Source organism: Candidatus Chryseopegocella kryptomonas (genome assembly GCF_001536065.1).
GTDB lineage: Bacteria > Bacteroidota > Ignavibacteria > Kryptoniales > Kryptoniaceae > Kryptonium > Kryptonium kryptomonas.
Genome location: NZ_CZVW01000014.1, coordinates 47240 through 59862 on the forward strand (window position 1 = coordinate 47240; position 12623 = coordinate 59862).

The 12623-nt window shown below is 36.4% G+C and carries 11 protein-coding genes; 5 read left to right on the top strand and 6 right to left on the bottom strand.

Annotated elements, in window-relative coordinates:
- Positions 1-6 precede the first annotated feature (6 nt).
- On the bottom strand, positions 7-141 hold the full coding sequence (locus tag AWW83_RS10195) for a hypothetical protein (RefSeq protein WP_320409426.1): 135 nt from the start codon (positions 139-141) through the stop codon (positions 7-9).
- A gap of 278 nt (positions 142-419) precedes the next feature.
- On the opposite strand from AWW83_RS10195, the gene AWW83_RS06870 reads away from it, so the two are divergent.
- The 5 genes from AWW83_RS06870 to metE all read left to right on the top strand — a co-directional run bounded on the left by AWW83_RS06870 (position 420) and on the right by metE (position 7004).
- Entirely contained in the window at positions 420-1754 is a 1335-nt protein-coding gene (locus AWW83_RS06870; protein ID WP_092350258.1) for a cyclic 2,3-diphosphoglycerate synthase, read from the top strand.
- 17 nt (positions 1755-1771) lie between these two features.
- Positions 1772-2698, top strand: coding sequence for an ornithine carbamoyltransferase (gene argF, locus AWW83_RS06875; RefSeq protein WP_092350260.1), 927 nt, complete (start codon positions 1772-1774; stop codon positions 2696-2698).
- A gap of 77 nt (positions 2699-2775) precedes the next feature.
- Positions 2776-3720 carry a carbamate kinase gene (gene arcC / locus AWW83_RS06880; RefSeq protein ID WP_092350262.1) on the top strand — a complete coding sequence of 315 codons (945 nt, stop codon included), beginning with the start codon at positions 2776-2778 and terminating at the stop codon, positions 3718-3720.
- Between the two features lie 13 nt (positions 3721-3733).
- Complete coding sequence (gene pyrB / locus AWW83_RS06885; protein ID WP_092350264.1) at positions 3734-4657, top strand: aspartate carbamoyltransferase; 924 nt, start codon at positions 3734-3736, stop codon at positions 4655-4657.
- Between the two features lie 52 nt (positions 4658-4709).
- Entirely contained in the window at positions 4710-7004 is a 2295-nt protein-coding gene (gene metE / locus AWW83_RS06890) for a 5-methyltetrahydropteroyltriglutamate--homocysteine S-methyltransferase (protein WP_092350266.1), read from the top strand.
- Here the strand turns inward: metE and AWW83_RS06895 are convergent.
- Genes AWW83_RS06895 through AWW83_RS06910 form a run of 5 tightly spaced genes read right to left on the bottom strand, consistent with a single transcriptional unit; the run spans position 7001 to position 12393 of the window.
- The gene (locus AWW83_RS06895) at positions 7001-7807 is read right to left on the bottom strand and encodes an alpha/beta fold hydrolase (RefSeq protein ID WP_092350268.1); all 807 of its coding nucleotides are present in this window, start codon (positions 7805-7807) and stop codon (positions 7001-7003) included. The genes metE and AWW83_RS06895 overlap by 4 nt on opposite strands.
- A 19-nt stretch (positions 7808-7826) precedes the next feature.
- A complete protein-coding gene (locus AWW83_RS06900) occupies positions 7827-8669 on the bottom strand; it encodes a sugar ABC transporter permease (protein ID WP_092350270.1) in 843 nt (280 codons plus the stop codon).
- A 22-nt stretch (positions 8670-8691) separates the two neighbouring features.
- The gene (locus AWW83_RS10030) at positions 8692-9573 is read right to left on the bottom strand and encodes a carbohydrate ABC transporter permease (protein WP_234697268.1); all 882 of its coding nucleotides are present in this window, start codon (positions 9571-9573) and stop codon (positions 8692-8694) included.
- Positions 9566-10813, bottom strand: coding sequence for an extracellular solute-binding protein (locus AWW83_RS10035; RefSeq protein ID WP_234697269.1), 1248 nt, complete (start codon positions 10811-10813; stop codon positions 9566-9568). The genes AWW83_RS10030 and AWW83_RS10035 overlap by 8 nt, the downstream gene beginning before the upstream one ends.
- Positions 10810-12393 (bottom strand): glycoside hydrolase family 57 protein, encoded by a 1584-nt coding sequence (locus AWW83_RS06910; RefSeq protein ID WP_092350272.1) that lies wholly within the window; start codon positions 12391-12393, stop codon positions 10810-10812. Before AWW83_RS06910 ends, AWW83_RS10035 begins: the two co-directional genes overlap by 4 nt.
- Positions 12394-12623 lie beyond the last annotated feature (230 nt).

The window sequence follows — 12623 nt, forward strand, 5'->3', positions numbered from 1 at the left end:
TCAGGGTTAAAAAACAGCGTTATAAACAAGCTCATCAATTGCTTTCTCTCTCAACTTAATCGGGTCAATCACATTCACATCACCATCAAATTCAACAATTCCGGCAAGATAGTTTTTTAATTCAATTGAATCCTTGAACATAAGAACACCTCCTTTGTTTAAAATTTTTCAAATTTGTTTTTGAGCTCTTTTCTTGCTAAATTTTCAATGTAATTTAAGAATTACGAAGATTTCAAGCAACTTTTTCGCTTCAAAAAATTTCAATTCGTTTTATGCAAAAGCCAAAAAACAAAATCCAGAATTTAACCCGCCATATTCCAAAAGATCACAAAACTTAGCCTGCATCTTTAACCTTCTCAATTTATACGCTCACTTTATGCTTTAAATCAATCACTTCAAAATAAAATTATGGAGGTTTTATGCCCAGAAAACGCGTGATCATAATGGGCGCAGCTGGAAGAGATTTCCACAATTTCAACATGTATTATCGTGATAACGAAAATTACGAAGTTGTCGCTTTCACAGCAACACAAATCCCAAACATTGAAAACAGAAAATATCCACCCGAGCTTGCAGGAAAACTCTATCCGAATGGAATTCCAATTTATCCAGAAGAAAAACTTGAAGAACTCATAAAAAAATATAAAGTTGATGAAGTTGTTTTCTCTTATTCAGATGTATCGCACCAATATGTGATGGAAAGAGCTTCAAGAGTTATTTCAGCCGGGGCAAGTTTCCGACTCCTCGGATTAAATCAAACAATGCTTGAAAGCAAAGTCCCAGTTGTTGCGGTTGTTGCAGTAAGAACAGGTTGCGGTAAAAGTCAAACATCGCGAAAAGTCGCAAGATTGTTAAGAGAAATGGGTTTAAAAGTTGTCGTCGTAAGACATCCAATGCCGTATGGCGATTTAAGGAAACAAGTTGTTCAACGATTTGCTTCAATTGAAGATATGCACAAGCAAAATTGCACAATTGAAGAAATGGAAGAATATGAACCACACATTGTAAATGGTGGAGTTGTTTATGCTGGGGTTGATTATGAAAAAATACTACGAGAAGCAGAAAAAGAGGCGGATGTCATAATCTGGGACGGTGGAAATAATGATATGCCATTTTTTAGACCTGATCTTACAATTGTAGTCACAGACCCGCATAGACCTGGACATGAGTTAACATATTATCCAGGAAGTTCAAACCTTAGAATTGCGGATGTCGTCGTTATCAATAAAGTTGATTCAGCAAGACCTGAAGATGTTGAAACCGTAAGAAACAATATAAGAGATGTAAATCCAAAAGCGATAATTGTTGAAGCAGCTTCACCGATTTTTGTTGAAGATGGTTCTTTGATACGAGGTAAAAGAGCTCTTGCTGTTGAAGACGGTCCAACACTCACACACGGTGAGATGAGTTATGGTGCAGCTGTTCTTGCTGCTAAAAAATTTGGTGCTAAAGAGCTCGTTGACCCTCGTGATTATGCTGTTGGTTCAATAAAAGAGACATTCAAAAAATACACCCAAATAAGAAATCTTTTGCCAGCCGTTGGATATGGAAAAGAACAGATAAAGGAGCTTGAAAAAACAATCAACAAAACACCAGCGGATGTGGTTATAATCGGAACACCGATTGATTTGAGACGCGTTTTAAAACTTAACAAACCAAGCGTTCGTGTAAGATACGAGCTTCAAGAAATTGGGAAACCTGATTTAAATGACATTTTGAGCGAATTTGTGAAATCAAAGGTTAAACGAAAATAAACTTTGGGTTCGGCAAAATGAGACATAAAGATTTTATTTCAATTCACGATTTGAGCGTTGATGAAGTTTATCATATTTTTGAACTTGCAAAGGAAATGAAATCAAATCCGAAAAAATTTTCAAAGTCGCTTGAGGGTAAAATTCTTGCTTTAATTTTTGAGAAGCCATCGTTAAGAACAAGGGTTAGTTTTGAAGTTGGAATTCGTCAGCTTGGTGGAGATGCAATTTATCTTGCGCCTTCGGATATTCAAATGGGAAAGCGCGAATCTGTTTATGATGTTGGAAAAACACTTGAAAGAATGGTTGATGGAATAATGATAAGAACATTTGGGCATGAAATTGTCCTTGAACTTGCGCGGGCGGTGAAAATTCCTGTGATAAACGGTCTGACAGACCTTCTTCATCCATGTCAAGCGATGGCTGATTATTTTACAATTCTTGAAAAGAAAGGCGATTTAAAAAATTTAAAAGTTGTCTTCGTCGGAGATGGAAATAACGTTTGTCATTCTTTGATGTTTGGAGCTGCGAAACTTGGTGTTAATTTCTGGGCTGCTACTCCAAAAGGTTATGAGCCGAAAAAGGAAATCTACGAGCTTGCGCTTGAAGATGCGAAAGAAACGGGAGCAAAAATAACCGTTGTAAATGACCCAAAAGAAGCGGTCAAAGATGCAGATGTGGTTTATACCGATGTATGGGCAAGTATGGGTCAGGAAAGTGAAGCAGAAATCAGAAAAAAAATTTTCCAGCCATATCAAGTTAACAAAGAACTTTTTTCACTTGCAAAGCCAGATGCTTTATTTATGCACTGCCTCCCGGCGCATCGCGGTGAAGAAGTCACAAACGATGTAATTGATTCGCCAAACAGCGTCGTCTTTGACGAAGCGGAAAATCGTCTTCATGTTCAAAAGGCGATTATGTATGAACTGATGAAAGATAAAGATTAATTCAAAAACTTAACAAATTTTGCGGGGGCTAAAAATGCCCCCGATTTTTATTTTTGACAAAAAAATTTTGAATTTCTATGCCAGAAAAAACAGCACTGCTTGCAATTGGAGGAAACTCTCTCATAAGAGCTGGGCAAAGAGGAACGATAGAAGAACAATTTGAAAACGCTCAAAAGACAGCACATTATATAGCGGAACTAATAAAAGCAGGTTTCAATCTCGTCATCACTCACGGCAACGGTCCGCAAGTTGGAGCACAACTTATAAGATCAGAACTTGCATCCGGACAAGTTTATTCAATGCCTCTTGATGTATGCGTTGCATCAACGCAGGGTGAAATTGGTTATATTCTTCAAAATTCAATTCAAAAAGCTCTCTGGAACAATGGAGTCAAAAATCCCGTGATAACTATTGTCACACAGGTTGTTGTAAGAGAAGATGATCCAGCTTTTAAAAAACCAACAAAACCGGTTGGACCATTTTATACACAAGAAGAAGCAGAAAAAAAGAAAAAACTCGGCTGGGAAATTATTGAAGACGCAGGACGTGGTTATAGAAGAGTTGTTCCATCTCCAAAGCCAATTGACATAGTTGAAAAAGAAGCCATAAAAGAATGTTTAAAAAATGGCATGGTTGTGATAGCAGTTGGTGGCGGTGGAATTCCAGTCATAAAAAAAGATGGTGAATACATCGGCGTTGAAGCTGTAATTGATAAAGATCGTGCTTCAGCGGTTCTGGCAAAATATCTTGAAGTTGATTATTTTATCATATCAACAGACACAGACAAAGTTTATCTTAACTTTAAGAAACCAAATCAAAAACCACTTGACATAATCACGGTTGATGAGGCGAAAAAATTTTATGAAGAAGGACATTTCCCATCTGGAAGTATGGGACCGAAGATTGAAGCAGTGATTGATTTCATTGAAAACGGTGGTAAATGTGCGATTATAACATCGCCAGAAAATTTAAAAGATGCTGTTTTCGGAAATGCTGGGACAAAAATTGTAAAATCAAAATAAATTTTTCAAAGCGATGGCTAAACTCCAACATGTAATTGAAGCACAGCAATTCACACTTCCATTAATTCACGAACTTTTCCAAACCGCAGATCAAATGGAAAAAATACTTGAACGTGGTGGAACGCTTGATTATCAAAACAAAATTATGGCTTCTTTATTTTATGCGCCATCAACGAGGACAAGATTTTCTTTTGAATCCGCAATGTATAGATTGGGCGGGAAAGTAATTTCAACGGAGCAAGCACATTTATTTTCCTCTGTCATCGGTGGCGAAACGCTTGAAGATACAATTAGAGTTGTATCAAACTTTTGCGATGTCATTGTTTTAAGACACACGGAAGTTGGTGCTGCTAAAAGAGCATCTTTTGTCTCATCAGTTCCAATAATAAACGCTGGCGATGGAAAAGGCGGACAACATCCAACTCAGGCACTTCTTGATCTTTACACGATTTATAAAGAACTCGGTTATATTGATGGTTTAAAAATTGCTTTTGTTGGCGACCTTGAACAGGGAAGAACTGTAAGATCGCTTGCATATTTGCTCGGAAAATTTGAAAGAGTTATGCTTTATTTTATCGCTCCAGATTTTCTACAAATTAGGGAAGATATCCAGGATTACCTGACAAGGCACAATGTCTGGTTCACGCTTGAAAGTGAGCTCAACAAAATTATATCAGAAGTTGATGTAATTTATGTGACAAGAATTGAACGGGAAAGATTTGGGGATAAAGCTGACATTTACGAGGAAACCGTTAAAAATTATTTCATTGATAGAGAAACGATTTCAAAGATGAAAGAGAAAGCAATAATCATGCATCCATTGCCACGCTTAAACGAGATTTCACCAGATGTTGATTCAGATCCACGGGCGGTTTATTTCAGACAGACAAAAAACGGTCTTTTGATAAGAATGGCTCTTTTGACGATGGTTTTGTAAATTCACACTTTTTTTGTATAATTGAAATTAAAAAACAAAAATTGCAAAGGGAATGGCAATAAAGACGAGCGCTTTCGGTTATCCAAAAATTGGACCAAACAGAGAATTAAAGAAAGTTGTTGAAAGTTATTGGGCTGGGCAAATTTCAAAAGAAGATCTCTTCAAACAAACCGAAGAAATCCAGATACAGCGTTTGAAAACTTTGAAAGAAGCTGAACTTGACTATATACCTTCAAATGATTTTTCACTCTATGACTTTATCCTTGACATTTCAACAATGCTTGGCGTAATACCGAAAAGATTTGGAAATAGTTACGATCTTGACACATACTTTGCGATGGCTCGTGGAAGCAAAACCGCAATTGCATGTGAAATGACAAAATGGTTTGATACAAATTATCATTACATTGTCCCAGAATTTGAAAACGAATTTAAGCTTTTAAAAAATCGTCCGCTTGATTCATATAAATTCGCAAAAGAAAAACTCGGCATTGAAACAAAGCCAGTTCTCGTCGGACCATTTACTTACATCTGGCTTGGAAAAGTCCCACAAAAGCAGGAAGGAACGCTCATCGTTCATATGGTTAAAGCAAGAGAAAGTGATAAATTTAAAGAGCTTGTGAATTCAGTTTCAAAAGTTTACAATCAAATTTTGAAAGAACTTGAATCAAATGGAGTTAAAGCAATTCAACTTGATGAACCCGCTCTTGTGCTTGATATTGATGAAAGTGATGTTGAAGTTTTGATTGAAGCATATAAAAACTTAACAGACGGAATTAAAAACCTTGAAATTTTCGTCCATACTTACTACGAGAGTTTATCAAATTACGAAAACATTGTCTTTAATCTCCCTGTTCAAGGCATTGGGCTTGATTTCACAATCAATGATGAAAACTTTGAAAACCTTAAAAAGTATGGTTTCCCGAAAGATAAAAAACTTATAGCAGGAATTGTCTCTGGGCGTGATCCGTGGAAAATTGACTTTGCGAAAACGGTTGACTTCGTAAATCAGATTTTAAAATTCGTTGATGAAGACAGATTAATTCTCTCAAATTCTTCACCACTTTTCCATCTCCCTGTCTCGCTTGAACCTGAGAAAGGTCATCTTGATGAAAGATTGATAGAACTTCTCTCATTTGCAAACGAACGCCTTGACGAGCTTAAAACATTGAAAAAAATCTTCAACGAAGGTTTGCCTATTCCAAAGCAAAATCTTCAAGCTCTAAGAGATGAATTCAAAGACGAGGAAGTTCGCAAAAAGATAGCACAAATAGACGAGAAAAATATCGGCAGGAAAGAAAGTTTCAAAGAAAGGTATGTGAAACAAATTTCACTTCTCGGGCTTCCAAAGTTTCCGACAACAACGATAGGAAGTTTCCCACAAACGAAAGAAGTAAGAAAAGCAAGAGCTGACTTTACATCTGGAAAAATTTCACAGGATGATTACGAAAACTTTATCAAAAATCAAATTAAAAATGCGATAGAGATACAAGAAAATCTTGGACTTGATGTGTTCGTTCACGGCGAATTTGAAAGGTCGGATATGGTTGAATTTTTCGGACAAAAAATGAAGGGCTTTGCATTTACAAAAAACGGCTGGGTTCAATCATACGGGACAAGATGCGTAAGACCACCGATAATTTACGGAGATGTTTCAAGACCAGAGCCAATGACAGTTAAGGAAATAACATACGCTCAATCTCTAACTTCAAAGCCAGTTAAGGGAATGCTCACAGGACCCGTTACAATTTTAAACTGGTCATTTTACAGAAAAGACATCCCAAAGAAAGAGATCGCCTATCAAATTGCGCTTGCCCTTAGCGAAGAAGTCCTTGACCTTGAGAGAGCGGGGATAAAAATAATTCAAATTGATGAACCAGCATTTAGAGAAGGATTGCCACTTAAAAAATCAAAACAAAAAGAATATCTTGAATGGGCTGTGAATGCGTTTAAATTGACAAATGAAAAAGTCAAACCAGAAACACAAATTCAAACTCACATGTGCTATTCCGAATTTAACGAGATCATTGAATACATCTATGCGATGGATTCGGATGTTATCTTGATAGAGGCATCAAGAAGTAAGGGTGAAATTCTTGACGCATTTGAAAAATTTAATTACGATCACGGCATTGGTCCAGGAGTTTACGACATACATTCACCGAGAATTCCAAGCGTTGAAGAAATGCTTGAAATTGCAGAAAGGTCAGTTAAATTGATTGATAAAAATTTGATCTGGATTAATCCCGACTGTGGATTGAAAACAAGAAACTGGGAAGAAGTTATACCTTCGCTTCAAAACATGGTTCAAGTTGCGAGGATAATGCGCCAAAGATATGGTGATTAAAGAATTTGACAAATTTTGCCCAAAAACTTTAAAATTTTCTCGTTAAAAGCATCGGTATTCTCAATGTTGCTCAAATGACCTGCATCAGGAATTATGGCAATTTCGCTTGTTTTTATCTTGCTCTGAATTGATTGAGCAAGCGAAGGTGGAGTTAAGGCGTCGTCTTCACCGACGATGATTAAAACTGGAACATCTATCTTGCTCAAAACATCGCTTGTGTCAGTTCTTGTCGCAAGCGCTATCAAATTCCCCGCAATTCCTTTCTCATCATTTTCAAGAATCATATTTTTCACAAAATCAACGACATCCTTTTTACTTTCAAATGTCTTCGGCGATAGAACAGTTTTGATGAATTCATCTGCAAATTTTTCCTTGCCGTGAAATTTTAAGATGTGAAGCATTTGACTTCTTCTTAATTTTGCTTCATTTCCATCCGCTTCAGCTCTTGTATCGCACAATATCAATGAGTGAAAAAGCGATGGTTGTTTTTCATAAGCACGTAAAATAACATAACCACCCATTGAAAGACCACAGGCGATGACTTTCTCAATTTTTAAAACTCTCAACAACTCAATAAAATCATCAACCAGATTTTCAAACATATATTGACCGTCTCCAACTTCACTTTTTCCGAGACCACGAATATCGTATGTTAAAACCGAGCATTTGTCTTTTAACAATTCAACCTGTGGATTCCACATTTTTTGATTAAATGGGAAACCATGGACGAAAGCCACAATTGGTGTTGATTCACGCTGATAAAAGTTATAATCAATTTCAAGACCATTAATTTTAACTTTCATAACGATTTGAGTTTTTGTTTTAACCTTTAACGCTTCCGAGCGTTAAGCCAGATATAAGATATCTGCTGAGGAACAAGAAAAGCAAGACCGCTGGAATGCTCACAATCAACGAACCAGCAGCATACAATCCCCATTCAGTAGCCATGCTTGATTCAAATTGTTTAAGACCTATAGCAAGAGTGTAAAGTTCTGGTTCTTGCAAAACTTGTGCAGCTACGACATATTCAGCCCATGCGGACATAAAAGAAAACAACGCAGTTATAACAAGCGCTGGCAAAGCAAGCGGAAAAACAACTTTGTAAAATGCCTGAAATTGGTTACAACCGTCAATCATCGCTGCTTCTTCCAAACTTACAGGAATTGTATCATAATAACCTTTCATCTGCCAGACACAAAATGGAAGCGCAGTTGATGTGTAAATTATTATCACACCGAGATAACTGTTTAAAAGATGAAGCTTGATGAGCATAATATAAAGCGGTAAAAGAAGCATAGTCGCTGGAAACATCTGCGTTATAAGAATTCCGATCATAACCGCTTTCTTCCCCAAAAATCTAAACCTTGAAAGAGCATAACCAGCGGTTGAAGCAAGCGTCACACCTGTTAACATCACAACAGCTGAAATCAAAGTTGAATTCAAAAGCCATCTTAAAAATGGAGTCCTTGTGAAAAGTTGAACATAGGAGTTTAAACTCGCATTTTCAGGAACAATCCTTAAAGATGTTGAAAGAAGTTTATCCGCAGGTCTTAGCGAAATGCTTATAACATTTAAAATCGGATAAATAACCACGAGAGTGAAAACTATCAGAAAAACATAAATCAAAGCATCAACGAGAATTTTTTTCGCCCTGTTTTTGTCCATTTTTTGGATTTAAAATTATTTTTCAATAGACAGATTCAACCGCACGAGTTTTCTTCAAAAAGTAAATCCCAATGACAAGCAAGATAAAAAATATCACAACGGATAAAGCAGCTGCGTAGCCATATCTGTAAAGATTGAACGCTGCTTTGTAAACATAGGAAACAAGTATGTGAGTTTGATCGCTTGGTTCTCCGCCATTTGAAACAAGCCAGACGATATTCAAATTGTTAAATGTCCATATTATCCCAAGCGTAATTGCTGGCGCCATAACAGGTCGCAAAAATGGGACGGTTATGTTTTTAAATTTTTGCCACGCTGATGCACCATCTATATCAGCTGCTTCATAAAGTTCATTCGGAATGCTTTGCAATCCACCGAGAGCAACGACCATCATAAATGGAAATCCAAGCCATATATTCGTTATTATACATGCTGTAAAAGCTTCAAAAGGTCTCAAAAGCCATTCAACAGGAGACATATTAAGATACTTCGCAATGAAAATGTTAATCGCCCCGTATTCATAATTAAACATACTTCGCCATGTCAAGGCAGTTATCACCTGCGGAATTGCCCACGGCAGAATTAAAAGAGTTCTGAAAACAGGTTTGAACTTTAATGATTTTCTATTCAAAAGCAAAGCAAGGAAAACACCTATCACGACATGAAAAGTCACATTTACAAAAGTCCATATTAGCGTTTTTAAAAAGACAACATAAAATGTGTTTTCTGAAAAAACCTTAACATATTGTCTTAAACCAACTATTCTCCAATCCCTAAAATGCCTTAAACTCATATTTGAAAACGATAAAATGATGTTGTAGATAAACGGATAAACGATGACCCCAAACATAATCAAAATTGCTGGAAGAAGAAACACGAGAATGAATAAATTTTTCCTATTCATTCATCTCCTCAATTTTTTTGAGTGCAAGTTTCTGCATCTCCTCGGCTGCTTTTTCTGCGTTCATCGTTCCACCAAGAACCGCTTGATAATAAGGTCTCATAGCATCCCATATGGCTCTCAGCTCCGGGACAACGGGCATAGGTTTTCCAACTTCCATTTGCGAAATTGACGCTTGTATCAATGGATCATTTTTTACAATTTCATTTTCAAGTGCAATTTTATGCGTTGGAATTGTGCCAAGAACTTTTGTGTGTTCAAGTTGAACTTCGGGGCTCACAAGATATTTAAACAAGTCAACTACATAAGGCAATTTCTCTTCATCAACATTAACATTGATTGAATAACCTTTTATTGCAACCATTGGAGCAGGCCAAAGTCCCGTTTCATCTACTTTTGGAATTCTTGCGATGCCAAAATCAATACCTGCTTTTTTATACCCACCAATTGACCACGGTCCATTTATCAACATTCCAGCCCTTCCTTCTTTGAAAAGAGCATCGGCAGTGTTATAATCGCATTCGCGTGGGATAATTTTGTATTTATCTCTCAATTCTCTTACAAAATTTAAAGCTTTAACCGTCGCCTCAGTGTTTAATGTCGGATTCCCAAGCGAATCCATAACCCATCCACCAAAACCAGTCAAAAACGGAATAAAGAAAAATGGCTCAGTATAATTCCAGACGAGCCCATATTGATCTATTTTACCATCCCCGTCAATGTCTTTTGTTAATTTTTTCCCTATTTCAATTAATTCGCTCATCGTCTTCGGCGGTTTGGGGACAAGTTTTTTGTTGTAAAGCAAAAAAAGATGATTCCCAATTTGATCTCCAATTTGATAAAGATGCCCTTTATACCAAAGCAAGCCACGTGGATCAAACTGATCAATAAAAGTTGAATCAAAAATTTCTTCAAGAGGTTTAATTATTTGCAAAATCTCAAATGGACCTATCTGATCGCTTGGACCATAAACGATATCTGGTCCTTTGCCAGCAACGGCAGAAATTATATAAGCTGAACGAAGTTCCTCTGTCTCTTTGTAAAGCACAATTACTTTAACTTCTGGATGAAGTTCCATATATTTTTTGACAGCGGATTCAAGAACCTCTCTTTCCCCAGGTGGTTTTTGATGCCAAATCACAATGCGAACTTTTTGCGGATTCTCATTTGAACAGGACGAAAATAAAAGAAGAAAAATCACAAATGATGTAAATGTGAAAAAACTTTTGACAGCGTGCTTCATTGTTTTTTCAAAATTGATTTAAACAAAAAATCTGGAATTTCAACTTTATAGCCTGCTTTTTGCAGAAACTTATAAACATTTATCAGATGCGTTCTAAAACCAAGATCAAAAGGTTCATCTCCACCAAGCCCAGTTTGATCCCCACCATACCACCAAAACCAATCACTTCCCTCGGCTGAATAAATTGATTCCCACGCTTTAAATTCATAAAATTCTTTCGTTCCATATTTGGGGACTTTGTTAAGTTCCAGTGGCTTGGGGACATTTAATCTTTTCAAATCATTTCTAACTTTCAAAAGGTATTCCCACGCTAAATTTTCTTCATCTTCACCGATCCAAGTATCAAAGTTTGCGTTTATCCAACTTCCCGGATAGAGCGGTTCAATTTCATAATGTTGAGTTATCGGATGGGGTCTAACGCCTCGTTTCGGGTTTCCATAAATCCATTCGCTCATAGTCACAGTCACAATTTGACCACTTTTATATAATTTGCTCAATTTTCTGTAAAGAGCATTTAAAAAGCCCTTACCATCTTCGTCTTTCCTATACCATTCCCAGGCATTTTCACCATCAAGGATAACGGAAATTAATCTCTCCTCATTTGGATCTTCCGGCGCAAAACTTAACACATATTTTATGAAATCATCAGCCGCAGTTTCTGGGTCATAATTTTGATAAGTAAACCCAATCGCGTCTGAAAGCTTTGTATCACGGAAAACGATTAACACCGAACCATTTTCATTTTTATTCCCCTTGATCGTGTCTTCATCAACACGATATGGATAATAAAACTCCTTAACACTTGAATTTGATCTATAAAGAATTTTTTCATCCGTTGCGATCCATTTAATTTTGTTTTTCGCAAAGATAGAAATAACCTGCTCTGACACAGAACCTTCAGCTGGCCACATCCCAAGTGGTTTCCTGCCGAAAATTTTTTCATAATAATCAATTGATTTCTTTACCTGTGCGTCTGCGTCTTCGGGATAATTAAATCTCGTCGGGAGTTTATCTTGGGGCTGACACACCTTCGCAATGTCAGAATCAAAGATCAAAGGCAAAATTGGATGATAAAACGGCGTTGTTATAACTTCAATCTGTCCTGTTTTTTTGACGGGATCATACATCAATTTTTTATGAACTGGAACGATTGAAGATAAAATTTTGTAAGTTTCAGCAACGATTCTGTTGCAATCTTCCTCGGTAATTTCTTTTTTGAGATAATATCGTCCATTTCTCTTTTCAACGATGTCTGTTAAGTCAACTTTTGTTCCATTTGGAAGCGTGACAGAACCATTCAAAAAATCAGGGTCAAAATTTGCAAGGTAAAAGAAAAATTTTATCTTTCGGATATCTTCAATTGTGTAAGTTTTCGGGTCTTTTGATTTCAACTCTTTATATTCGGGGAATCTATCCATAACGACTTCGCTTACACTAAAACAATTCCACGGGTTTTTATAAACATAAGCAAGGTCATCATCTGTAAAATTTTTTGTGTCTTTTAACATCAAATCAATCCACGGGTCAATTTTCACACGATCTTCAAAATAACGCTTTGCATCAACACGATTTTTTCTCAAATCAACATATGGGTTTAATCTCTTACCTTGACCCCGAAAAAGATGAAATTCAAGGTCCTTGGGTGAGAACGACCGAAAGAAAAGAAAAGTACGTTATATCATTTTCGCATGAAAAATTTCAAAAAGTTCTTGAAAAAAAAAAAAATTTCAAATTATAAATCAAAGAAAAATTGGAAAAAAAAATTGAAATCTTGCAAACACAATCGTTGAACGAATCCTTCAAGCGGGTA